The organism is Microcella flavibacter, assembly GCF_012530535.1.
Classification (GTDB): Bacteria; Actinomycetota; Actinomycetes; order Actinomycetales; family Microbacteriaceae; genus Microcella; species Microcella flavibacter.
Genome location: NZ_CP051299.1, coordinates 2,024,132 through 2,048,036, shown reverse-complemented (window position 1 = coordinate 2,048,036; position 23,905 = coordinate 2,024,132). Strand labels below are relative to the sequence as shown.

21 protein-coding genes and 1 tRNA gene are annotated in these 23,905 nt (G+C 72.8%); 19 read left to right on the top strand and 3 right to left on the bottom strand.

From position 1 onward, the window contains the following. Nucleotides 1-68: 68 nt before the first annotated feature. Together HGB54_RS09775 and HGB54_RS09770 are read left to right on the top strand one after the other, a co-directional pair. A tRNA-Lys gene (locus HGB54_RS09775) sits at nt 69-141 on the top strand. A gap of 135 nt (nt 142-276) precedes the next feature. Further along, nucleotides 277-909 (top strand): LysE family translocator, encoded by a 633-nt coding sequence (locus tag HGB54_RS09770; RefSeq protein WP_168916255.1) that lies wholly within the window; start codon nt 277-279, stop codon nt 907-909. A gap of 7 nt (nt 910-916) precedes the next feature. Here the strand turns inward: HGB54_RS09770 and HGB54_RS09765 are convergent, their stop codons facing one another. Further along, the gene (locus HGB54_RS09765; RefSeq protein WP_168916254.1) at nt 917-1,117 is read right to left on the bottom strand and encodes a hypothetical protein; all 201 of its coding nucleotides are present in this window, start codon (nt 1,115-1,117) and stop codon (nt 917-919) included. A gap of 178 nt (nt 1,118-1,295) precedes the next feature. On the opposite strand from HGB54_RS09765, the gene HGB54_RS09760 reads away from it, so the two are divergent. From HGB54_RS09760 to HGB54_RS09750, 3 genes are read left to right on the top strand one after another with little or no spacing between them, the layout of a single operon-like run. After that, nucleotides 1,296-1,880, top strand: a complete 585-nt coding sequence (locus tag HGB54_RS09760) for a TetR/AcrR family transcriptional regulator (protein ID WP_168916253.1) — start codon at nt 1,296-1,298, stop codon at nt 1,878-1,880. Nucleotides 1,881-1,889: 9 nt separating this feature from the next. Next, nucleotides 1,890-4,868, top strand: coding sequence for an MMPL family transporter (locus HGB54_RS09755; RefSeq protein ID WP_168916252.1), 2,979 nt, complete (start codon nt 1,890-1,892; stop codon nt 4,866-4,868). After that, nucleotides 4,865-6,727: a YhgE/Pip family protein gene (locus tag HGB54_RS09750; RefSeq protein WP_168916251.1), complete on the top strand. Its 1,863-nt coding sequence runs from the start codon at nt 4,865-4,867 to the stop codon at nt 6,725-6,727. The genes HGB54_RS09755 and HGB54_RS09750 overlap by 4 nt, the downstream gene beginning before the upstream one ends. A gap of 46 nt (nt 6,728-6,773) precedes the next feature. On the opposite strand, the gene HGB54_RS09745 is transcribed toward HGB54_RS09750, so the two are convergent. Further along, entirely contained in the window at nt 6,774-7,565 is a 792-nt protein-coding gene (locus HGB54_RS09745) for a sugar phosphate isomerase/epimerase family protein (protein WP_168916250.1), read from the bottom strand. A 120-nt stretch (nt 7,566-7,685) separates the two neighbouring features. Between HGB54_RS09745 and otsA the strand changes: the two genes are divergently transcribed. From otsA to ilvC, 12 genes are all read left to right on the top strand, one after another. Further along, the gene (otsA, locus tag HGB54_RS09740) at nt 7,686-9,110 is read left to right on the top strand and encodes an alpha,alpha-trehalose-phosphate synthase (UDP-forming) (RefSeq protein WP_168916249.1); all 1,425 of its coding nucleotides are present in this window, start codon (nt 7,686-7,688) and stop codon (nt 9,108-9,110) included. Beyond that, nucleotides 9,110-9,937, top strand: coding sequence for a trehalose-phosphatase (gene otsB, locus HGB54_RS09735; protein ID WP_168916248.1), 828 nt, complete (start codon nt 9,110-9,112; stop codon nt 9,935-9,937). Before otsA ends, otsB begins: the two co-directional genes overlap by 1 nt. A 79-nt stretch (nt 9,938-10,016) precedes the next feature. Next, nucleotides 10,017-12,968: a Na+/H+ antiporter subunit A gene (locus HGB54_RS09730; protein ID WP_168916247.1), complete on the top strand. Its 2,952-nt coding sequence runs from the start codon at nt 10,017-10,019 to the stop codon at nt 12,966-12,968. After that, on the top strand, nt 12,965-13,393 hold the full coding sequence (locus HGB54_RS09725; protein ID WP_168916246.1) for a Na(+)/H(+) antiporter subunit C: 429 nt from the start codon (nt 12,965-12,967) through the stop codon (nt 13,391-13,393). Before HGB54_RS09730 ends, HGB54_RS09725 begins: the two co-directional genes overlap by 4 nt. Further along, entirely contained in the window at nt 13,390-14,970 is a 1,581-nt protein-coding gene (locus HGB54_RS09720; RefSeq protein WP_168916245.1) for a Na+/H+ antiporter subunit D, read from the top strand. The genes HGB54_RS09725 and HGB54_RS09720 overlap by 4 nt, the downstream gene beginning before the upstream one ends. After that, a complete protein-coding gene (locus HGB54_RS09715) occupies nt 14,963-15,508 on the top strand; it encodes a Na+/H+ antiporter subunit E (protein WP_168916244.1) in 546 nt (181 codons plus the stop codon). The genes HGB54_RS09720 and HGB54_RS09715 overlap by 8 nt, the downstream gene beginning before the upstream one ends. Then, entirely contained in the window at nt 15,505-15,828 is a 324-nt protein-coding gene (locus HGB54_RS09710) for a monovalent cation/H+ antiporter complex subunit F (protein ID WP_168916243.1), read from the top strand. The genes HGB54_RS09715 and HGB54_RS09710 overlap by 4 nt, the downstream gene beginning before the upstream one ends. Continuing rightward, on the top strand, nt 15,825-16,325 hold the full coding sequence (gene mnhG, locus HGB54_RS09705; RefSeq protein WP_168916242.1) for a monovalent cation/H(+) antiporter subunit G: 501 nt from the start codon (nt 15,825-15,827) through the stop codon (nt 16,323-16,325). Before HGB54_RS09710 ends, mnhG begins: the two co-directional genes overlap by 4 nt. Nucleotides 16,326-16,334: 9 nt before the next feature. After that, nucleotides 16,335-18,029 carry a dihydroxy-acid dehydratase gene (gene ilvD / locus HGB54_RS09700; protein ID WP_168916241.1) on the top strand — a complete coding sequence of 565 codons (1,695 nt, stop codon included), beginning with the start codon at nt 16,335-16,337 and terminating at the stop codon, nt 18,027-18,029. Nucleotides 18,030-18,077: 48 nt separating this feature from the next. After that, on the top strand, nt 18,078-19,877 hold the full coding sequence (locus HGB54_RS09695) for an acetolactate synthase large subunit (protein ID WP_168916240.1): 1,800 nt from the start codon (nt 18,078-18,080) through the stop codon (nt 19,875-19,877). Between the two features lie 3 nt (nt 19,878-19,880). Further along, nucleotides 19,881-20,390, top strand: coding sequence for an acetolactate synthase small subunit (gene ilvN / locus HGB54_RS09690; protein WP_168916239.1), 510 nt, complete (start codon nt 19,881-19,883; stop codon nt 20,388-20,390). Between the two features lie 78 nt (nt 20,391-20,468). Continuing rightward, the gene (ilvC, locus tag HGB54_RS09685) at nt 20,469-21,494 is read left to right on the top strand and encodes a ketol-acid reductoisomerase (RefSeq protein WP_168916238.1); all 1,026 of its coding nucleotides are present in this window, start codon (nt 20,469-20,471) and stop codon (nt 21,492-21,494) included. A gap of 157 nt (nt 21,495-21,651) precedes the next feature. Here the strand turns inward: ilvC and HGB54_RS09680 are convergent, their stop codons facing one another. Next, entirely contained in the window at nt 21,652-22,416 is a 765-nt protein-coding gene (locus HGB54_RS09680; RefSeq protein WP_168916237.1) for a DUF1353 domain-containing protein, read from the bottom strand. Nucleotides 22,417-22,554: 138 nt separating this feature from the next. Between HGB54_RS09680 and moaA the strand changes: the two genes are divergently transcribed. Further along, nucleotides 22,555-23,622, top strand: coding sequence for a GTP 3',8-cyclase MoaA (gene moaA, locus HGB54_RS09675; protein WP_168916236.1), 1,068 nt, complete (start codon nt 22,555-22,557; stop codon nt 23,620-23,622). Then, nucleotides 23,615-23,884 (top strand): MoaD/ThiS family protein, encoded by a 270-nt coding sequence (locus HGB54_RS09670; RefSeq protein ID WP_168916235.1) that lies wholly within the window; start codon nt 23,615-23,617, stop codon nt 23,882-23,884. The genes moaA and HGB54_RS09670 overlap by 8 nt, the downstream gene beginning before the upstream one ends. The last annotated feature ends 21 nt before the right edge of the window (nt 23,885-23,905 follow it).

Genomic DNA, 23,905 nt, shown 5'->3' with positions numbered 1-23,905 from the left:
AGCGGGCGCCGAGTGGAACGCACCCTCGCGAGGTGCTAGTGTTTCCTCTCGTTCCGCTTGCGGGATGCGCACCTCTAGCTCAATTGGCAGAGCAACTGACTCTTAATCAGTGGGTTCCGGGTTCAAGTCCCGGGGGGTGTACGAAACCCCGGTTCGCTCTCGCCAGCAGCCGGGGTTTTCTCTGTGTTCACCGACCTCAGCTGTCGGCTGTCCTCGTCGCGCGACCGTGGCCGGCGTCGCCGTGCGGCCCGTCCGCGGCCGGTAGCATCGCACTTCGTGGTGCCGCTCCCCGAACTGCTCGCCTTCCTCGTGGCGGCGCTCATCATCATCGTCGTGCCCGGGCCCGGGGTGCTCTTCGTCATCGGGCGGGCCCTCGCGCACGGCACCCGGGGCGCGCTGATCAGCGTGCTCGGGGCGGCGTGCGGCGGCGCGCTCCAGATCGTCGCGGTGGCGGCAGGGCTCGGCGTGCTCGTCGCGCAGTCGGAGGTGCTGTTCCTCGCGCTGAAGATCGTCGGAGCCCTCGTGCTGGTGTGGCTGGGCATCCAGTCGATCCGGCACCGGCGCGACATGCCCGCGGCCGACCTCGACGAGCGGGCGCCGACGGTGCGCCGACTGCTGCGCGAGAGCTTCCTGGTCGGCATCACGAACCCGAAGACGATCGTGTTCTTCGCCGCGGCCCTGCCGCAGTTCGTCGACCCCGCGGCCGGCAGCGTCGTCGTGCAGATGCTGACGCTCGGCGCGATCTTCCTCGCGATCGGCATCGTCTCGGACGGGCTCTACGGCGTCGCCGCCGGATCGGCCCGGGCCTGGTTCGCGACGAACCCCGGTCGGTTGAGCGGCCTGCGCGCCTCGGGCGGCGTCGCGCTCATCGGGCTCGGAGCCGCGATGGCGTTCGCCTCGCGCTCCTGAGCGCCGGCTACTTCAGCTGGAAGGCCGGGTCGCCCGGGTTGTTCTGGTCCTCGATGATCGTGCCGACGGCGATGGCGACGCTGATGCCCCAGCTGGCCCACATGAGCGCGAGGCGCCAGTCGTGGGGGCCCTTGCGGGTCGCGTTGATGACGCCGACCGCCGAGAAGGCGGCGTTGATGATGGCTCCGTTGAAGATGTACTTGCGCATGGATGCTCCCTCTCGCGTCGGCCTCCCACGCTAGTCGAGCCGGCACGCGGCGCGCAGCCGGGGCCCAGCGCGCATCCAGCCCTCGCCCCGACCCGCGAACCTGGGAGCCCGGCCAGCGCCGTCCGAGAATCTGACCGAGCGGTCAGGACTGACCGATCGGTCAAGTATTCTCGAGGGCATGTCCCGACACGATGACCTGCGCGAGATCGCGCTCGCCGAGTTCGCCGCCGCGGGCTACGCCGCCACCTCGCTGCAGCGCATCGCCGACCTGGCCGGTACCTCGAAGGCGAGCGTGCTCTACCACTACTCCTCGAAGGAGCAGCTGCTCGAGGCGGCCATCGGCCCCGCGCTCGACGCCCTCGACGGCCTCGTCGCGACGGCGGAGGACGCCGGCTTCTCGGTCGAGAACCGCGAGGCGTTCATCCTCGGCTTCGTGGACTTCCTGCTCGCCCACCGCCAGCAGGTGCACCTCGTCATCAACCAGCAGGCGACGATCGTCGACACCCCCGCCATCGACCGCGCGCAGGCGCTCATGAACCGGCTCGCGAGCTTCTTCCACAGCTACGGCACCTCCACAGCCGAGAAGCTGCGCCTCGGCGTCGCCTTCGGCGGGGCGGCCTACTCGCTCGCCGCAGCCGAGGAGCTCGGCATCGACGAGCCGCCCGTCGACGAGATCCGGCAGGCCCTCATCGACGTGATGCTCGAGCTGCTCGTGCCGCACGACCACCGCACCCCGACCGCCCCCTCCGCTGAAACCGCCTAGGAGCATCCCGTGGCCACCCTCCTCTACCGTCTCGGTCGCGCCGCCTACCGGCGCGCCTGGCTCGTCATCACCACGTGGGCGCTCGTCGTCGTCGCCGTGCTCGGCGGCGGGCTGGCCCTCGGCGGGCAGTTCGACGAGACCTTCACCATCCCCGGCACCGAGTCGCAGGAGGCGCTCGACACCCTCGACGCGCTGTTCCCCGAGGTGTCGGGCGCGAGCGCGCAGGCCGTCGTCGTCGCGCCGGAGGGCGAACGGGTCGACGATCCCGCCGTGCGGGACGAGATCGACCAGCTCATCGAGCGCCTCGGCGACGTCGACCAGGTGGCGAACGTGCTCGGGCCGTTCGACGAGTTCGCCGGCGACCAGGTGAGCGACGACGGCACCGTCGCGATCGTGCAGGTGCAGCTCGACGGCGTCGCCACCGACATCTCGGAGGACTCGCTCGAGGCGCTGACCGCGAGCGGCGACGGCCTCGACTCGCGGGTCGAGTTCGCCGGGCAGGTCTTCCAGGACACGACGGTGGGCATCACGCCGATCGAGGTGCTCGGCGTCGTCTTCGCCGGCGTCGTGCTCGTCATCACCTTCGGCTCGCTGCGCGCCGCGGGCATGCCGCTCGTCTCGGCGCTCGTCGGCGTCGCGATCGTCATGGGCGCGATCATCGCGCTCACCGCGGTGACGCCCGTCTCGAGCTCGGCGCCCCTGCTGGCGCTCATGATCGGCCTCGCGGTCGGCATCGACTACGCCCTCTTCATCCTGTCGCGGCACCGCGGGCAGCTCGCCCGCGGGGAGGACCCGGAGGAGTCGGCCGCGATCGCCGTCGGCACCGCCGGCAGCGCCGTCGTCTTCGCCGGCGTGACCGTGATCATCGCCCTTCTCGGCCTCCTCGTCGTCGGCATCCCGTTCCTCTCCGTCATGGGCGTCGGCGCCGCCGTCGCGGTGTTCATCGCGATCGCCGCGGCCGTCACCCTCGTGCCGGCGATGCTCGGCCTCGCCGGGGCGAAGCTCGCGCCGAAGGAGGGCTCGCGCGCCTGGACGCGCGCGCATCCGGTCGCCTCCTCGCGCCCGACCATGGGCCGGCGCTGGGTGCGCGGCGTCATGAAGCGCCCGATCGTGACGACCGTCGCGGTCGTCGCCGTGCTCGGCACGCTCTCGATCCCGACCTTCTCCCTCGACCTCAACCTGCCCGACGGCGGCAGCGAGCCGGCCGGCTCGACCCAGCGCGAGGCCTACGACCTCATCGCGGACGCGTTCGGTCCGGGCACCGCGGGCCCGCTCCTGGTCACGCTCGACATCACGCAGACCGTCGATGTGCTCGAGGATCTCGACGCGATCCGGGGCGAGCTCGAGCAGGTCGACGGCGTCGCGAGCGTCGGCCAGGGCATCCCCTCGCCGGGGCTCGAGACGGCGATCCTGCAGGTCGCGCCCGAGTTCGCCCCCGATGCGCCCGAGACGAAGCAGGTGGTCGCCGACATCCGCGCGATCGCCGGCGACATCGAGGACGAGTACGGCACGCCGCTCGCGGTCACGGGCGTCACGGCCGTCGGCATCGACATCTCGACCCGGCTGACGAACGCGCTCGTGCCCTTCGCCCTCATCGTCGTGGGGCTCTCGATCGTGCTTCTGATGGCGGTCTTCCGCTCGGTGCTCGTGCCGGTCAAGGCGGCCCTCGGGTTCCTGCTCTCGGTCGGCACCGGCATGGGCGTGACGGTCGCGGTGTTCCAGTGGGGCTGGGGCGCCGAGCTGCTGCAGGCCGAGTCGGGGCCGATCCTGAGCTTCATGCCGATCATCCTCATGGCGGTGCTGTTCGGCCTCGCCATGGACTACGAGGTGTTCCTCGTCTCGGGCATGCGCGAGGAGTTCGTGCGCACGGGCGACGCGAAGCGCTCCATCGAGGACGGCTTCGCGAACGGCGCCCGCGTCGTCACGGCGGCCGCGCTCATCATGGTGTTCGTCTTCGCGGCGTTCGTGCCCGAGGGGGCGGGCGTCATCAAGCCCATCGCGCTCGGCCTCGCCGTCGGCATCGCGGTCGACGCCTTCGTCGTGCGCATGACGCTCGGCCCCGCCCTCATGACGCTGTTCGGCCGGGCGGGATGGTGGTTCCCGCGCTCCTTCGACCGGGCGCTGCCCGACCTCGACATCGAGGGCGAGAAGCTGCGCCACCACCGCGACGACGTGGAGTGGGCATCCGGTCGGCAGGGCGTCGTCGTCACCGAGGGCCTCGCGCTCCAGGGGGTGGATGCCTCTCTCGAGCTGCACGCCGCCGCGGGCGATCGCGTGCACCTCGCCGGCCCCTCCGCTCTGCGCCGCCTCGCCGCCGCGACCCTCGCCGGGCACGTGGAGCCGGCGGCCGGGCGCGCGCTCGTGGCGGGCGCGCTGCTGCCCTCCGAGGCCGGTCGGGCCGCCCGCCGGGTCGCCCTGGTCGACGTCGGCGGCGACCGCATCGCCCCGGAGGTGACGGTGCGAACGCTCGTCGCCGAGCGGCTCGCGCTCGCCTCGGGTCGCCCGCGCCGCGCGCAGCTCACCCGCGACTGGCTCGCCGAGCTCGACGCCGCGCTGCGCGGGATGGGGGAGCAGGCCGCGGCGAGCGCTCGCGCGCTGCGCGACCCCACCGCGCCGGTCGCGGCGCTGGACGGGCGCACTCGCGCCCTGCTGCTGGCCGCCGTCGCGACCATCGACCGCACGCCGGTGATCGTGCTCGACCATCGCGACGACGCGCTCGACGAGACCGGCACCGACCTCGTCGACGCCCTCGTGGTCGCGCTCGCCCCGCGCGGCACCGTGCGCATCTGGGGTCGCCCCGAGGGCGGCGAGCCCCGGCCCGGCACGACGGTCGCCCGGCTCTCGCCGGTGCGCCGCTCGGCGGGCGCGGCGCCCGCGCACTCGGCGCCGGCATCCGATCCCGCCCCGCACCCCGATCCCGCCCCGCACCCCGATCCCGCCCCGCTCGCCCGCGCGGCGGCCCCCACGGCGAAGGACACCCGCTCATGACCGCAGCATCCGCATCCCCCGCCGCCGCGCCCTCTGCAGCCCGCCGTCGCCCCGGCCGCGGCCGCGGCGCCGTGATCGCGGGCGCCCTGCTCGTGCCGCTCGCGCTCGTCGGCCTCGCCCTCGCGGCGATCGGCGACGACGGCGAGGCCGCGCTCGACCGCATCCCCGCCGCCGTCGTGAACGAGGACGAGCTGCTCACCACCACGGGCCCCGACGGCGAGGAGCAGGTCGTCTTCGCGGGGCGCCAGCTCGTCACCGAGCTCACCGCGCCCGAGGCGGCCGGCTTCGACTGGCGCGTCACCAACGCCGAGGAGGCCGAGGCGGCGCTCGCCGCGGGCGAGGTCTACGCGGTCGTCACCATCCCCGACGACTTCTCCGCCTCGGTGCTGACCATCGGCACGCCCGAGGCGGTGCAGGCGCAGCTCGAGGTCGAGACCGACGACGCGCACAGCTACCTCGCCGGCTCGGTCGTGCAGAGCGTCGGCGAGAGCCTCGCGGCCCAGTTCGGCGACGTCGTCACCGAGCAGTACGTCGACGGGCTGCTCGGCGGCATCGATCAGCTCGGCTCGGCCCTCGGCGACGCCTCCGACGGCGCGGCGCAGATCGGCGACGGCAACACCGAGCTCGGCACCGGGCTCGACGCCCTGCGCGTCGGCGCGGAGCAGTCGACGGCCGGCGCGCGCAGCCTCGCCGACGGGCTCGGCGCCTACACGGGCGGCGTCTCCTCCCTCTCCTCCGGGCTCGGGCAGCTCGAGTCGGGCGCCGCAGGGCTCGACCAGCTCACGGGCGCGGTCGGCGGCCTCGCCGGCGGCAGCGCGCAGCTCGCGGGCGGGCTGCAGGCCCTCGCCCCGGCGATCGCCGCCTCGGGGCTGCCGCCCGAGCAGCAGGGCGCCTACCAGGCGCTCGTCGCCGCCGCGCAGCAGCTCTCCGGCGGTGCCGCGCAGCTGAACGGGCAGATGGGCCCCGCGATCGACGGCGTGCAGTCGGGCATCGCGCAGAGCGCCGCGGGCGCGCGCGAGCTCGCCGCCGGCGGCCCGTCGCTCGTCTCGGGCGCCGATGCGCTCGCCGACGGGCTCGGCGCCCTCGGCACCGGCGCGGGCGAGGCCGCCGCGGGCTCGCGCGAGCTCGCGGCCGGCGCCGAGGAGCTCGCCACCGGACTCGCCGACGGCGCCGAGCAGGTGCCGGGCGCCACCGGCTCAGCCGTCGCCCTCGACCCCGTCGCGGTCGACACCCAGCGCGTCAACGCGATCGACGGGGTCGGGCAGGTCATCGCCTCGACGCTCGTGCCGATCGGCCTGTGGGTCGGCGCGCTCGCGACGTTCCTGGCCCTGCGACCCGCGGGCGGGGCCGTGGTGGGCTCGGCGACGGGCGCCGGGGTCGTGCTGCGGCGCAGCCTCGGTCGGGCATCCCTCATCGCGCTCGCCCAGGCGGTGCTCGTCAGCCTGCTCGTGCACGCCGCCGCCGGCATCGAGTGGATGCTGCTGCCGGCGACCCTCGCCCTCACGGCGCTCATCGCGCTCGCCTTCACGGCGCTGCACGCGGCGCTCACCCTGGCGCTCGGCCGGGGCGGGCTCGTCGTCTCGCTGCTGCTGCTCGACCTGCAGATCATCGTCACGGGCGGCATCATCCCGGTGGCGGCGCTCGCCGACCCGTTCCCGGCGCTGAGCGGGGTGCTGCCGCTGCGGGCCGCGGTCGATGGGCTGCAGGCGCTCTTCGCGGGAGGCGATGCGGCGCGCATCGTCGCCATGGTCGGCGCGATGCTCGTGCTCGGGCTCGCCTCCGTGCTCGTCGCCCGCGTCGCGGTCGGGCGGGCGCAGAGGCGCGAGGCGCGGGAGGCCTTCGCCCCCGCGCTCGCCTGAGCCCGGCCGGGCCGCGGGCAGCGGGCCGTGCCGGGCGGCGGGGCGCTCAGCCCCGGTGCTCGCGGGCGAAGGCGACCGTCTCGCGCAGCTCGGCGAGCCGTGCGGCGTCGTCTCGGCCGCAGTGCCGGGTGTTGAGCTCGGCGACGACGTCGCCGGTGAAGCCCGAGGCGGCGAGGTGCCGCAGCAGCGCCGCGACCGGCTGACCGCCCCGCCCGGGCACGAGGTGCGCATCGTGCAGGCGGCCGCCGGCCTCGGGCGCGGCCGCGTCGCACAGGTGCACGTGGTGCAGGCGGTCGCCCCACTGCTCGGCGAGCTCGAGCGCCGAGCGCCGCGCCATGGTCGCGTGCGAGACGTCGAGCACGAGGCGGTCGACGGCGAGTTCGCCCGGGTTCCAGTGCGGCGCGAAGGCCTGCCGCGCGCGACCGCCCGCGGTCAGCGGGAACATGTTCTCGACCGCGACGACGACCCCGTGCCGTGCGGCGATCCCGCCGACGGCCTGCTCGAAGCGCTCGGCCCAGCGACCCTGCCAGCGCCAGGGCGGGTGGGCGACGACCGTGGTCGCTCCGAGGTCGGCGGCCAGCCGGGCGGCCCGCTCGAGCTTCGTGCGCGGGTCGCGGCCGAAGGCGAGGGCGCTGAAGAGCAGCACGGGGGCGTGGATGCTCAGCACGGGCATCCCGAACCGCGACGCCAGCGCAGCGATGCCGCGCGCGCTCTGCGTCGCCGGATCGCTCGTGACCATCACCTCGATGCCGTCGAAGCCGGCATCCGCGGCGAGCCGGAACGCCGCCTCGAGCCGCCGCGGCAGCACGCTCGTCGTGCCCATACCGATGCGCGTCACGCGGTCAGCCTAGGCGCGGCCGCAGCCGATCGTCCGCTGAGAGGACGGTGAGATGCGGCTGATACCGTCGAGGGCGCCGCTCGCCGCGACGGCTGCGGCCGACGACACGGGAGCGAACCGATGCCGAAGAACACCGAGTACGACTTCATCGTCGTCTCGAACCGCCTGCCGGTCGACCGCATCATCGACGTCGACGGGGAGCCGGCCTGGCGCCGCTCGCCCGGAGGCCTCGTCACCGCGCTCGAGCCGCTCATGCGCGAGGCCGACGGCGCCTGGGTCGGCTGGGCGGGCAAGCCGGACCTCGAGCTGCCCCCGTCGACGGAGGACGGCATCCACATCGTGCCCGTGCCGCTGAGCGCGCTCGAGGTGGAGCAGTACTACGAGGGCTTCAGCAACGACACGCTCTGGCCGCTCTACCACGACGTCATCTCGCCGCCGGCGTTCCACCGCGAGTGGTGGGAGTCGTACCGGGCCGTCAACCGCCGCTTCGCCGAGGCCAGCGCCGCGATCGCCGCGCCGAACGCGACGGTCTGGGTGCAGGACTACCAGCTGCAGCTCGTGCCGGCGATGCTGCGCGAGCTGCGGCCCGACCTGACCATCGGGTTCTTCAACCACATCCCCTTCCCGCCCTACGGCATCTACGCGCAGCTGCCCTGGCGCCGGCAGATCGTCGAGGGGCTGCTCGGGGCCGACGTCATCGGGTTCCAGCGGGTGGCCGACGCCGGCAACTTCTCTCGGGCCGTGCGCCGCCTGTTCGGCTACGCGACGAAGAGCCCCGAGATCCGCGTGCCGCTCGAGGGCGGCGGGCACCGCACCGTCGTCGCGAAGGCGTTCCCGATCTCGATCGACGTCGAGAGCTTCGAGCAGATGGCCAAGCGCCCCGAGATCATCGAGCGCGCCCGGCAGATCCGCGAGGATCTCGGCAATCCGACGACGATCATGCTCGGCGTCGACCGGCTCGACTACACCAAGGGCATCGGCCACCGGCTGAAGGCCTACGGCGAGCTGCTGAGCTCGGGCTCGATCACGGTCGGCGACGCCATCCTCGTGCAGGTCGCGAGCCCCAGCCGCGAGCGCGTCGAGGCCTACATGCAGCTGCGCGACGAGATCGAGCTCACCGTCGGCCGGCTCAACGGCGACTACGCCACCATCAGCCACGGCGCGATCGCCTACCTGCACCAGGGCTACCCGCGCGAGGAGATGGTCGCGTTGTACCTCGCCGCCGACATCATGCTCGTGACCGCGCTGCGCGACGGCATGAACCTCGTGGCCAAGGAGTACGTGGCCTGCCGCCACGACGAGGACGGCGTGCTCGTGCTGAGCGAGTTCGCGGGTGCCGCCGACGAGCTGAAGAACGCGCTGCTCGTGAACCCGCACGACATCGAGGGGCTCAAGGAGTCGATGATGCAGGCCGTCGCGATGCCGAAGCGCGAGCGCTCGAGCCGCATGCGCGCGCTGCGCCGCCGCCTGCGCGACAACGACGTCTCGCACTGGTCGCACACCTTCCTCGAGACGCTCGAGAGCGCCGCCCGGAAGAGCCGCTGATGACGGCCGAGCCCGCCGCCGAGGCCGCGTTCGAGCCCGCCCTCGACCCCGCGCTCGCCGCGGCGATCGATCGGCTCGCCGCCGCGCCCGCGCTGCTCGTCGCCCTCGACTTCGACGGCACCCTCGCCCCCGAGGTCGACGACCCGCAGGCCGCCCGCGCGCTGCCGGAGGCGCACGCCGCCCTGCTCGCGCTGCACGCCCTGCCCGCCACGACCGTCGCCCTCGTCAGCGGGCGCTCGCTCGAGAGCCTCGCCGCCGTGGGGGAGATGCCCGCGAAGGTGCCGCTGGTGGGCTCGCACGGGCTCGAGGTGCGCCTCGGCGACGGGGAGGTGCTGCCGGCCGCGACCCCGCAGGACCGGGAGCGCGTGCGGCTGCTGCGGCTCCGGCTCGAGCCGCTCGTGGACGCGGTGCCCGGGGCCTGGATGGAGCAGAAGCCGGCCGGGTTCGCCGTGCACACCCGCATCGTCGAGGATGCCGCGGCAGCGGCATCCCTCATCGAGGCGGTGCGGGCGGAGGCGGCCGCGCAGGACGCGGGGCTCACCGTGCGCGACGGCAAGAACGTCGTCGAGTTCGCCGCGCGCGATGCGACCAAGGGCGACGGCCTGCGCGTGCTGCGCGAGCGGCTCGGGCAGCCGGCCGTGCTCTTCGCCGGCGACGACGTCACCGACGAGGACGGCCTGCAGGCGCTCGTCGACGGCGATCTCGGCATCAAGGTCGGCCCGGCCGGCACCGTCGCCCCCCATCGCGTGGCCGACCCGCGCGCGATGGCACGGGTGCTCGAACGATTGCTGGATGCTCGGCGCGAGAACCCTCCGACCACTCGGTAAACTCGTTCCGACCGCGCGCCCGCTCAGGCCCGCCGCCCTCACCCCCGCCCGTGCCGCACCGACACCCGAGGGAGGACGCATGCTCCTCGTCCTGCTGGTGTTCGGAGCGGCCGCGATCGGCCTCGTATTCCTGACACCGTATGTGAAGCGCGGCGTCTTCCTGCTCGGCGCGCTCGTGCCGCTCGCCGGCTTCGTGCACGCGCTCGTCGTCGGGCCCTCGGTGCTCGCCGGCACGGAGCTCGTCGAGCGCCTGCCGTGGATCCCCGAGCTCGGGCTCACGCTCGACCTGCGCATGGACCCGCTCGCGTGGGTGCTGACGCTCGTCGTCACCGGGGTCGGGGCGCTCGTCATGCTGTACTGCGCGCGCTACTTCGGCCCCGACAGCGAGGGCATCGGCCGCTTCGCGAGCACGCTGACGGCGTTCGCGGGCGCGATGTACGGGCTCATCCTCGCGGAGGACGTCTTCCTGCTCTTCGTGTTCTGGGAGCTCACGAGCGTGCTCTCGTACCTGCTCATCGGCCACTACCAGGGGCGCAAGGCGAGTCGCGGAGCGGCTCTGCAGGCGCTCATCACCACGACGCTCGGCGGCCTCGTCATGCTCGTGGGCCTCGTGCTGCTCGCGGTCGAGGCCGGCAGCACGAGCTTGACGGTGATCGTGTCGACCTCGCCCTCGGGCGCGCTCACGACCGCGGCGATCGTGCTCATCCTCGTCGGGGCGATCTCGAAGTCGGCGATCGTGCCCTTCCACTTCTGGCTGCCGGGCGCCATGGCGGCTCCGACCCCCGTGAGCGCCTACCTGCACGCCGCCGCCATGGTGAAGGCGGGCGTCTACCTCGTCGCGCGTCTCGCCCCCGGGTTCGCCGAGACCCCAGCGTGGCGAGAGCTGCTCATCGGGCTGGGCATCGCCACGATGCTGCTCGGCGGATGGGCGGCGCTGCGTCAGACGGACATCAAGCTGCTGCTGGCCTACGGCACGGTGAGCCAGCTCGGGTTCCTCATGGTGGTCACCGGGTGGGGCACGCGCGACACCGCGCTCGCGGCGACGGCCCTGCTCGTCGCGCACGCGCTCTTCAAGGCCACTCTCTTCCTCGTCGTCGGCATCATCGACCACGGGACGGGTACGCGCGACCTGCGCAAGCTGAGCGGGCTCGGCCGGCGGGCGCCCGTGCTCGCGACCATAGCGGCGCTCGCCCTCGCCAGCATGGCGGGGCTGCCGCCCCTGTTCGGCTTCGTCGCGAAGGAGGCGGTGCTGCACGGCCTCATCGTCGATGCCGAGGCCGGCGATGGTCTCGCCCTCGCCGCCGTCGTGGGCGTGCTGCTCGGCTCGGTGCTGACCACGGCGTACAGCATCCGCTTCTTCTGGGGGGCCTTCGCCCGCAAGCCGGGCGTCGACCCGGTCGAGCAGTCGGCGCCCGTCGTCCCGAGCTTCCTCATCGCCCCGGCGATCCTCGCCGTCGCCAGCCTCGCCCTCGGCCCGCTCGCGGCGCTCGCCGACGGGGCGATCGCTCCCGTGGCGGCGGCCTTCCCCGATCAGGGCACCGACTACCACCTCGAGCTCTGGCACGGCCTCACCCTCGAGCTCGGCCTCTCCGTGCTCGCGCTCGTGCTCGGCGCGGCCCTGTTCCTCGCCCGCGAGCCGCTCGCCCGCCTGCAGGCGCGGGTGCACAGCCCCGTGAGCGCCTCCGAGCTCTACTGGGACTCGGTCGGCGCCGTCGACCGGCTCGCCGTGCGCGTGACGGGGGTCACCCAGCGCGGCTCGCTGCCCTTCTACCTCGGCGTCATCCTCGTCGTCTTCGTCGTCGTCACGACGAGCGCGCTGCTGCTCGGCGACACCTGGCCCGACGAGTTCCGCCTCTGGGACCACCCCGCCCAGGCCGCCATCGGGCTCGTCATGATCATCGCCGCGGTCGCGGCCACCCGCGCGCATAAGCGCTTCACCGCGGTCGTCGTCGTCGGCGTCACCGGATTCGGCATGTCGGCGATCTTCGCGCTCATGGGCGCCCCCGATCTCGCCATCACGCAGATCCTCGTCGAGCTCGTCACCCTCATCGCCTTCGTGTTCGTGCTGCGCCGCCTGCCCGCCTCGCTCGGCGACAAGCACGGCAGCACCCGCAAGCTCGTGAGGGCGCTGCTCGGCATCGCCGTCGGCGTCGTCATGGGCGTCATCGCCATCGTCGCCTCGGGCGCCCGCGTCGCCCTGCCGATCTCGCTGGAATGGCCCGAGCTCGCCTACGTCGACGGCCAAGGGCGCAACATCGTCAACGTCGCCCTCGTCGACATCCGCGCCTGGGACACCATGGGCGAGCTCGCCGTCGTCATCGCGGCCGCGACCGGCGTCGCGAGCCTGCTCTTCATCCGGGGCCGGGCCGACACCCCCGCCCGCGCCCGCCGCGGCGCGATGCGCCAGCGGGTCGAGGACCGCCTCGTGCGGGTCAAGGAGCAGGCGGCCCCGGGCGAGCTGCGCAACGCGTGGATCCTCGCCGGCCCCACCCTCGACCCGCGCAACCGCTCGATCCTGCTCGAGGTGGTGGTGCGCCTGCTCTTCCACGCGCTCATCGTCGTCTCCCTCTACCTGCTCTTCGCCGGCCACAACCTGCCCGGCGGCGGCTTCGCGGGCGGCCTCGTGGCGGGCCTCGCGCTCGTCGCCCGCTACCTCGCCGGCGGGCGCTACGAGCTGGGCGCGGCCGCCCCGATCGGCGCCGGTACGCTGCTCGGCACCGGCCTGCTGCTCGCCGTCGGTACCGCGATCGTGCCGCTCCTCCTCGGGGCGGATGCCCTGACCTCCGCCTACTGGGAGGGCGAGGTCTGGTTGCTCGGCGAGATCAAGTTCGTCACGTCGACGATCTTCGACGTCGGCGTCTACCTCGTCGTCGTCGGCCTGGTGCTCGACGTGCTGCGCTCGCTCGGCGCCGAGGTCGACCGGCAGGGCGACCCCGAGTTCCGCGTGCCGGACGAGGCGGCCGAGCCCGTCGATGCATCGGGCGCCGACGGCACGGGCGTCGGCATCGACAGCCGAGGAGGCCGCGGATGACCGTCTCGCTCGTGCTCGTGATCGTCATGTCGGCGATGTACGCCTGCGCCGTCTACCTGCTGCTCGAGCGCAGCCTCACCCGCGTGCTGCTCGGGTTCCTGCTCGCGGGCAACGCCACCAACCTGCTCATCCTGATCATGGCGGGCGAGGCCGGCGTCGCCCCGATCTTCGACGAGTCGCTCGCGCCGGAGGAGTACACCGACCCGCTGCCGCAGGCGCTCATCCTCACCGCGATCGTCATCACCTTCGCGGTCTCCTCGTTCCTGCTCGCCCTCATCTACCGCTCCTGGCGGCTCGCGAACGCCGACGACCTCAGCGACGACGCCGACGACGTCGCCTTGCGCGAGGGCACCGTGGCGATGCCCTCGGAGGAGACGGCATTCGAGGCCAGCACCACCGACTTCCCCCTGGAGGTCGAGAAGTGACCTTCCTCGTGCCCCTCGTCGTGCTGGTGCCGCTGCTCGGCGCCGCCGCGACGCTCGTCGTCGGCCGCCGGGCGCGCCCGCAGCGGATCATCGCGATCACGGCCCTCGTCATCGAGCTCGCGCTCGGCGCCGTCATGCTCGTCGCGGTCGACGCGGGCGGCCCGCTCGTCGTCGAGGTCGGCGGCTGGCAGGCGCCCTTCGGCATCGTGCTCGTCGTCGACCGGCTCTCGGCGCTCATGGTGCTGGTCTCGTCGATCGTGCTGCTCGCGGTGCTGGTGTTCTCGGTCGGCCAGGGTCTCGCCGACGGCGACGACGAGACCCCGGTGTCGATCTACAACCCGACCTACCTCATCCTCACCACGGGCGTCATGGTCGCCTTCGTCTCGGGCGATCTCTTCAACCTCTACGTCGGCTTCGAGATCCTGCTCGTCGCGAGCTACGTGCTCATCACCCTCGGCGGCACGGTGTCGCGCATCCGCGCCGGCGTCACGTACGTCATCGTCAGCCTGCTGTCGTCGCTGCTGTTCCTCGCCGCGATCGCGATGATCTACGGCGCGCTCGGCACGGTCAACATCGCCCAGATCGCCCAGCGCATCGGCGATCTGCCGCTCGACGTGCAGATCGTGCTGCACGTCATGCTCCTCGTCGGCTTCGGCATCAAGGCGGCCGTGTTCCCGCTGTCGTTCTGGCTGCCCGACTCGTACCCGTCGGCGCCCGCGCCGGTGACCGCGGCCTTCGCCGGACTGCTCACCAAGATCGGCGTCTACGCGATCATCCGCGTCGAGACGGTGATCTTCCCCGGCCCCGAGCTCAACCCCTGGCTCATGGTGCTCGCGCTGCTGACGATGGTGGTCGGCGCGCTCGGCGCCGTCGCGCAGGCCGACATCAAGCGCATCCTGTCGTTCACGCTCGTCAGCCACATCGGCTACATGATCCTCGGCGTCGCCCTCGGCACCGTCGAGGGCACCGCGGCGGCGATCTACTACATCGCCCACCACATCGTCGTGCAGACGACCCTCTTCCTCGCCGCGGGCCTCATCGAGCGCGAGGCCGGCAGCACCTCGATCACGCGCATCGGCGGGCTGCTCGCGAGCGCCCCGATGGTGGCGGCGCTCTTCTTCATCCCCGCGCTCAATCTCGGCGGCATCCCCCCGTTCTCGGGCTTCATCGGCAAGCTCGGCCTGTTCCGGGCGACCGCCGAGCAGGGGGATGCCCTGGCCTACACCCTGATCGGCGCCGGAGCCCTCGTCTCCCTCCTCACCCTCTACGCGCTCATCCGCGTCTGGAACCTCGTGTTCTGGCGCTCGGCCGATGCGGTGGAGGGCGATGAGTCGCGCCTGCTCCGCTCCGTCGAGGAGGCGCCCCTCAGCACGTCGACGATCGCCGTCACCCGCGCGACCCCGCGCCTCATGACCGCGGCGACGGCCGGGATGGTCGCCGTGAGCCTCGCGCTCACGGTCTTCGCCGGGCCGGTCTACGCGCTCGCCGACCGCGCGGGCGGCAACCTCGACGGGCCCGGGGCGTACATCCAGACCGTGTTCCCCACGAGCACCGAGGAGGGGGAGCCGCGTGAATGACAAGCGCCGCGAGCGCGAGCGGGTGCCCCTGCTGCAGCAGTCGCCGCTGCTGCTGGCCCTCGTGCTGCTGTGGATGATGCTCTGGGGGTCGGTGACGCCGTTCACGATCGTCACGGGCGTCGTCGTGGCGCTGCTCGTCACGCGGGCGTTCTACCTGCCGCCCGTCGAGCTCTCGGGCCGCTTCAACCCGTGGTGGTTCCTCGTGCTGCTCGGCCGGTTCGCGGTCGACCTCGTGCGGGCATCCTTCGAGGTCGCCTGGCAGGCGATGCGCCCGCGGGGCGTCACGCGCAACGCGGTCATCCGGGTCGACCTCACGACCCGCAACGACTTTGTGCTCACGGGCACGGCGCTCGCCGTGAGCCTCGTGCCCGGCTCGGTCGTGCTCGAGGTCGACCGCCCGCACTCGGTGCTCTACATCCACAGCCTCGGCATCGAGACGCCCGAGCAGGTGGCGCACGCGCACGACAGCGTGCTCGCCTACGAGCGGCGCATCCTGCGGGCGCTCGGCTCGCGCGAGGAATGGGAGGCCGTGCGATGACCGTGCTGCTCTGGATCGCTGGCGCCCTCTTCTCGGTGACGGCGCTGCTCGCGATCCTGCGCGTGATCCGCGGGCCGAGCATCGTCGACCGCATCATCGCGAGCGACGTGCTGCTGACGACCCTGATCCTCGTCGTCGGCGCCGAGATGGTCGCGAACCAGCACACCCGCACGATCCCGCTCATGGTGGTCATGGCGGCCACCGCCATCCTCGGCACCGTCGCCGTCGCGCGCTTCGTGACGCGGCCCGACGACACCCGCGTCGCCCCGGGGCTCGGCGCTGAGAACCCGACCGCCGCGACGGGGGAGGAGGCCTCATGACCCCCGACGCCCCCGTGGTCGAGGCGCTCGACATCGCCGCGGGCGTGCTGCTCGTGCTCGGCGGGTTCCTCTCGCTCGCCGCGGGCATCGGCCTCAACCGGTTCCCCGATGCGCTGAGCCGACTGCACGCCGCGACGAAGCCGCAGATCCTCGGCCTCGTCTTCGTCGTGCTCGCCCTCGCGCTCAGCGCGCGCAGCGGCGCGGTGCTGCTGCTGCTCATCCCCGTCGTCGTGTTCCAGATGCTGACGGCGCCCATCGCGGCGCACATGGTCGGGCGCGCGGGCTACCGAACAGGAGACTTCGACGCGGGCACGCTCATCACCGACGAGCTCGCCGACGACATCGCCTCGGCGGGGCGCGGCGACCTGCCCGGCGGCGAGGCCGAGGTGCCCGACCCAGCGCTCGCGCCGAGCGTCGAGCCCGGTGCCGAGCCGGCCGCGGAGCCCGCCGCCGGACGGGCCGCCGGGCCGTCAGGGAAGGACCCGGGCCCGGCGTAAACTCGGCCCATGTCCGCGATCGACCCCAAGCCCCGTTCCCGCGTCGTCACCGACGGCATCGAAGCCACCACCTCGCGCGGCATGCTGCGCGCGGTCGGCATGGGCGACGACGACTGGGACAAGCCGCAGGTCGGCATCGCCAGCTCGTGGAACGAGATCACCCCCTGCAACCTCTCGCTCGCGCGCCTCGCGCAGGCCGCGAAGGAGGGCGTGCACGCCGGCGGCGGGTACCCGCTGCAGTTCGGCACCGTCAGCGTGAGCGACGGCATCTCGATGGGCCACGAGGGCATGCACTTCTCGCTCGTGAGCCGCGAGGTCATCGCCGACAGCGTCGAGGTCGTCATGCAGGCCGAGCGCCTCGACGGCTCGGTGCTGCTCGCCGGCTGCGACAAGTCGATCCCCGGCATGCTCATGGCGATGGCGCGCCTCGACCTCTCGAGCGTCTTCCTCTACGCCGGCTCGATCGCCCCCGGCTGGGTCAAGCTCAGCGACGGCACCGAGAAGGAGATCACGATCATCGACTCCTTCGAGGCGGTGGGCGCGGTCAAGGCCGGCCGGATGAGCGCCGAGGACGCGCACCGCATCGAGTGCGCCTTCGCTCCGGGCGAGGGCGCCTGCGGCGGCATGTACACCGCCAACACGATGGCCTCCGTCGCCGAGGCGCTCGGCCTGAGCCTTCCGGGGTCGGCGAGCCCGGCATCCTACGATCGCCGCCGCGACATGTACGCGCACCGCTCGGGCGAGGCCGTCGTCAACCTGCTCAACCACGGCATCACGGCCCGGCAGATCCTCACCAAGGAGGCCTTCGAGAACGCCGTCACGGTGGCGATGGCGCTCGGCGGCTCGACGAACGTCGTGCTGCACATCCTCGCGATCGCCAACGAGGCCGAGGTCGAGTTCACCCTCGACGACTTCACCCGCATCGGCGAGCGCGTGCCCCACATCGGCGACCTCAAGCCCTTCGGCCGGTACGTCATGAACGACGTCGACCGGCAGGGCGGCCTGCCCGTGCTGCTGAAGGCGCTGCTGGATGCCGGACTCCTGCACGGCGACGTCATGACCGTCACGGGGCGCACCATGGCCGAGAACCTCGCCGAGCTGAACCCCGACCCGCTCGACGGCGAGGTGCTGCGCACGCTCGACAACCCCATCCACGCCACCGGCGGCATCACGATCCTGCAGGGCTCGCTCGCCCCCGAGGGCGCCGTCGTCAAGACCGCCGGATTCGACGCCGCGGTCTTCGAGGGCCCGGCCCGCGTCTTCGAGCGCGAGCGCGCCGCGATGGACGCGCTGACGGCCGGCGAGATCAGCGCCGGCGACGTCGTCGTCATCCGCTACGAAGGCCCCAAGGGCGGCCCCGGCATGCGCGAGATGCTCGCCATCACCGCCGCCATCAAGGGGGCGGGGCTCGGCAAGGATGTACTACTCTTGACGGACGGACGATTCTCGGGCGGCACAACCGGCCTCTGCATCGGCCATATAGCTCCCGAAGCGGTCGACGAAGGTCCGATCGCCTTCGTGCGCGATGGTGATCTCATACGGGTCGATATCGCTGCTCGCTCCCTCGACGTACTGGTCGACGCAGACGAGCTGGAGGCGCGCCGCACCGGCTGGGCGCCCCTTCCCCCGCGCTATACCCGGGGCGTTCTCGCCAAGTACACGAAGCTCGTGCAGTCCGCCGCGAAGGGCGCGATCACGGGCTGACGCCTCGGCGTTCCCGCCACTCGATCACGATCACAAGGACGTCTCCCCATGCCCACGGAATCGACCCCCGTGCCGAGTCCCGCGCAGTCCGCACGCACTGAACCGCCGATGCTCACCGGGTCGGGCGCGATCCTCGCCTCTCTCGAGAAGCTCGGCGTGACGGACGTGTTCGGCCTGCCCGGCGGCGCCATCATGCCCTTCTACGACGAGCTCATGGCCTCCACGGCCATCCGCCACATCCTCGTGCGCCACGAGCAGGGCGCCGGCCACGCTGCCGAGGGCTACGCCGCCTCGAGCGGTCGGCTCGGCGTCTGCATCGCCACCTCGGGCCCGGGCGCGACGAACCTCGTCACCGCCATCGCCGACGCCTACATGGACTCGGTGCCGATGCTCGCGATCACCGGTCAGGTGTTCTCGACCTCGATGGGCACCGACGCCTTCCAGGAGGTCGACATCACCGGCATCACGATGCCGATCACCAAGCACTCCTTCCTCGTCACCAAGCCGGAGGACGTGCCCGCGGTGCTCGCCGCGGCCGTGCACATCGCCACGACCGGTCGCCCCGGCCCCGTGCTCGTCGACGTCACGAAGGACGCCCAGCAGAAGTCCGCGCCGTTCCACTGGCCGCCGAAGGTCGAGCTGCCCGGCTACCGCCCGGTCACCAAGGCGCACGGCAAGCAGATCCAGGCGGCGGCGCAGCTCATCGTCGAGGCGCGGAAGCCCGTGCTCTACGTCGGCGGCGGCGTCATCCGCGCCGGCGCGCACCGCGAGCTGCTCGCCTTCGCCGAGGCCACCGGCGCCCCCCTCGTCACGACGCTCATGGCGCGCGGCGCCTTCCCCGACTCGCACCAGCAGCACCTCGGCATGCCCGGCATGCACGGCACCGTTCCGGCCGTGCTCGGCCTGCAGGAGAGCGACCTGCTCATCGCCCTCGGCGCCCGGTTCGACGACCGCGTCACGGGCAAGGTGAGCGAGTTCGCGCCCGGGGCGAAGGTCATCCACGTCGACATCGACCCCGCCGAGATCGGCAAGATCCGCGCCGCCGACGTTCCGATCGTGGGGGATGCCCGCGAGGTGCTCGCGGACCTGCTGCCGGTCTTCCGCCAGGCGGCCGCCGCCCACCAGCCCGACTACGCGGACTGGTGGAAGCGCCTCGAGACGCTGCGCGACCAGTACCCGCTCGGCTACACGATGCCCGACGACGGCCTGCTCTCGCCGCAGTGGATCATCGAGAAGATCGGCGAGCTCTCGGGCCCCGAGGCCGTCTACGCCTCCGGCGTCGGCCAGCACCAGATGTGGGCCGCGCAGTTCATCAAGTACGAGCGACCCGGCGCCTGGCTCAACTCGGGCGGCGCGGGCACGATGGGCTACGCCGTGCCCGCCGCCATGGGCGCCAAGGTCGCCGAGCCCGACCGCCTCGTGTGGGCGATCGACGGCGACGGCTGCTTCCAGATGACCAATCAGGAGCTCGCGACCTGCACGATCAACAAGATCCCCATCAAGGTCGCGGTCATCAACAACTCCTCGCTCGGCATGGTGCGGCAGTGGCAGACGCTGTTCTACGACGGCCGGCACTCCTTCACCGACCTCAACACGGGGCACGACACCGTGATGGTGCCCGACTTCGTGAAGATGGCCGACGCCTACGGCGCCCTCGGCATCCGCGTGCGGACGCCCGAGGAGGTCGAGCCGGCCATCCGCCTCGCCATGGAGACCAACGACCGCCCCGTCGTCATCGACTTCATCGTCAGCCGTGACGCGATGGTGTGGCCGATGGTGCCCCAGGGCGTCGGCAACTCCTCGGTGCAGTACGCCCGCGACCACGCCCCCGAGTGGGAGAGGGAGTAAGCCATGACCTACCACGTGCTCTCGCTGCTGGTCGAGGACAAGCCCGGCCTGCTCACCCGCGTCGCGGGGCTCTTCGCCCGACGCGGCTTCAATATCACCTCGCTCGCCGTGGGCACGACCGAGGTGCCCGGGCTCTCGCGCATCACGGTCGTCGTCGAGGTCGAGGGCCTGCCCCTCGAGCAGGTGACCAAGCAGCTCAACAAGCTCATCAACGTGCTCAAGATCGTCGAGCTCGACCCCGGCCAGTCGGTGCAGCGCGAGCACATGCTCATCAAGGTGCGCGTCGACAACACCACCCGCTCGCAGATCCTCGAGGCCACCACGCTGTTCCGCGCGCGGGTCGTCGACGTCGCCACCGACGCCCTCGTCATCGAGGTGACCGGCGACACCGCCAAGGTCGAGGCCATGCTGCGCGTGCTCGAGCCCTACGGCATCAAGGAGATCGCGCAGTCGGGCCTGCTCGCCATCGGCCGCGGCTCGAAGAGCATCAGCGAGCGCGTGCTCAAGAACTGACCACCGACCAGACCCGCCCGCGGCCGCCCGGCCTCGCGCGGAGCATCCCGTACCGATCACCCCAAGGAGAACACCCTCGTGACTGAGATCTACTACGACAACGACGCCGACATCGCGCTCATCCAGAGCAAGAAGGTCGCCATCGTCGGCTACGGCTCGCAGGGCCACGCCCACGCCCAGAACCTGCGCGACTCGGGCGTCGACGTGACCATCGCCCTCAAGGAGGGCTCGAAGTCGGCCCCGAAGGCGCAGGAGGACGGCTTCACCGTCATGACCGTCGCGAACGCCGCCGAGTGGGCCGACGTCATCATGGTGCTCGCCCCCGACCAGCACCAGCGCGCGATCTTCACCGAGAGCATCAAGGACAAGCTCACCGCCGGCAAGACGCTCGCCTTCGCCCACGGCTTCAACATCCGCTTCGGCTACATCGACGCGCCTGAGGGCGTCGACGTCATCCTCGTCGCCCCCAAGGCCCCCGGCCACACCGTGCGCCGCGAGTTCGTCGCCGGCCGCGGGATCCCCGACATCGTCGCCGTCGAGCGCGACACCACCGGCCACGCCTGGGACCTCGCGCTCTCGTACGCGAAGGCCATCGGCGGCACCCGCGCCGGCGTCATCAAGACCACCTTCACCGAGGAGACCGAGACCGACCTCTTCGGCGAGCAGGCCGTGCTCTGCGGCGGCACCTCGCAGCTTGTGCAGTACGGCTTCGAGGTGCTCACCGAGGCCGGCTACCAGCCCGAGATCGCCTACTTCGAGGTGCTGCACGAGCTCAAGCTCATCGTCGACCTCATGTGGGAGGGCGGCATCGCCAAGCAGCGCTGGAGCGTCAGCGACACCGCCGAGTACGGCGACTACGTCTCGGGCCCCCGCGTCATCGACCCCTCCGTCAAGGAGAACATGAAGGCCGTGCTCGCCGACATCCAGTCGGGCGCCTTCGCGACCCGCTTCATCGAGGACCAGGACGCCGGCGCCCCCGAGTTCCACGCGCTGCGCGACAAGGGCGAGAAGCACCCCATCGAGGAGACCGGCCGCAAGCTTCGCGCGCTCTTCGCCTGGAAGCAGACCGATTCCGACTACACGGATGGCAGCGCTGCGCGCTGACATCCGCGCAGTCCTGGACGCTGTGCTGATTCGTTCCGACGCGCGAGCGCGCAGGAACGGCGACGGCAGCGCTGCGCGCTGACGCAGTCTTGGACGCTGCGCTGACGCAGTAGCAGGGTGAACGGCCGTCGCCCCTCGGGGCGGCGGCCGTTCCGCGTCAACGGGTGAGGCGCTCCGGGCCGTACTCGGCCTTCCAGACGATCGTCGGCTCGGCCTGCGGGCGCGGGCCGCGGCGGCCGGTCGCGAGCCAGACGACGAGCGCGATGAGGCCCTCGACGTGCGCGGCCAGGAAGGCTCCGAGCACGAGCGGGGCGTAGAGCGCGCCGAGGTAGGTGGCGGCGACGACGAGGGGCGCGGACGTGCGCTGGAGGGGCGCCAGGGTGGCGGGCAGGGCGAGGCCGAGCATCCACCACGGCGTCAGCAGGATGCCGAGCACGACCGCGGCGATGAGCGCGAGCGCGCCGAGCGCGACCTGGGCGATGAGGATGCGCCCGCCGAGGCCGCCGTGCCGCCAGCGGCTCTCGAGACCCACCGCCGCCCACATGACCCGCGCGCGCAGCAGGTGGATGCCGTTGTCGACGAGCGCGAGGCGGAACAGGTCGTCGGCGACCCGCCGGCGCGCCAGCCGCTCGGGCTCGGGGGCCCGCCGCGCCTGCTCGACCATCGCGTCGTGCAGGATCGCCGGCAGCGTCTGCGGCCCGTAGTTCGCGATGAGGCCCCACAGGAACGGCGGCACCGAGGCGAAGTCGGTCGAGTTGCCCGAGGTCGGCGGCCGCGCGGTGTCATGAGCGGGCACGAGCGTCACCACGCCGTCGCGCGGGTCGCGGTAGGCGAAGGGCCGCGTCACCTGGAACTCGCGGCCCATCCGGTACAGCAGCGGCACGCCGTCGAGCGGCGCCCCCTCCACGGTCTCGAACGGCATCGCGGTGCATCCCCCTGCCCGCCGCCGGAGCTGCAGCGGCCTCACCCCGGTCACGCTAGTCGTCGCCGCCGACACGGTGTCGCGGCATCCCCATCCGGGCTGCGGGCCGCGCACAGCGAACGGCCCTACGGTGGCGGCATGTCGACGATCGGCCTCGGGATGCCCGCCGCGCGCCGCGCCGCCCCCGGGCCGCCCGGCACCGCCGGTCGACCCGCCACGACCGCGCTGATCGACCGCTTCGGTCGCACGGCCCGCGACCTGCGCATCTCGCTCACGACGGCCTGCTCGCTGCGCTGCACGTACTGCATGCCGGAGCAGGGGCTGCCCGTCGTGCCGACGGGCCGGTTGCTCACCGCCGACGAGATCGCCCGGCTTGTGCGCATCGCGATCGACGAGCTCGGCGTCGTCGACGTGCGGTTCACGGGAGGCGAGCCGCTGCTGCGGCCCGACCTCGTCGACGTCATCGAGCGCAGCGCGCGCGTCGCCGGCACCGCCTCGATCTCGCTCACGACGAACGGCATCGGGCTCGAGCGCCGCATCGACGCGCTGCTCGCCGCGGGGCTCACGCGCCTCAACATCTCGCTCGACACCGTCGACCGCGACCACTTCGCGCGCCTCACCCGCCGCGATCGGCTGCCGGCCGTGCTGCGCGGCATCGAGGCGGCCAGGCGGGCGGGCGTCACCCCGCTCAAGATCAACGCCGTGCTCATGCGCGACACCCTCGCCGGCGCCGGCGACCTCCTCGCCTGGGCGCTCGAGCACGGGGTCGAGCTGCGGTTCATCGAGCAGATGCCGCTCGACGCCGACGAGGCCTGGGTGCGCGAGAACATGGTCGACGCCGCCGAGCTCGTCGCGAGCCTCGCCCCGCGCTTCGTGCTCACCGCCCCGCACCGGGACGACCCGCACGCCCCGGCCGAGTCGTGGCTCGTCGACGGCGGCCCGGCGCGCGTTGGCATCATCGCCTCCGTGACGCGCTCGTTCTGCTCGGCCTGCGACCGCACCCGCCTCACCGCCGAGGGCACCGTGCGCTCGTGCCTCTTCGGCGACGACGAGACGGATCTGCGCGGGGCGCTGCGCGCGGGCGCGGGCGACGGGGCGCTCGCCGATCTCTGGCGCGCGGCGATGTGGGGCAAGCAGGCGGGGCACGGCATGGAGCGCGAGGGCTTCCAGCGCCCGGTGCGCACGATGGGGGCGATCGGTGGCTGAGCTGAGACTGCGGTACTTCGCGGCGGCCGCGGACGCCGCCGGCCGCGAGGAGGAGCGGCTGACCGGCGAGGAGGCACGGGCGCTGACGACCGTCGGCGCCGTGCGCGCGCACCTCGTCGCCCGCTACGGCCCGGCGATGCAGGCGGTGCTGGCGCAGGGCTCGTTCCTGGTGGACGGGGTCGTGCGGCGCGAGGACGGGCATCCCCTCGCCGTCGACGCGGGGGCGCGCATCGACGTGCTGCCGCCCTTCGCCGGGGGATGATCGCCGCGGGCCGGGCGCCCG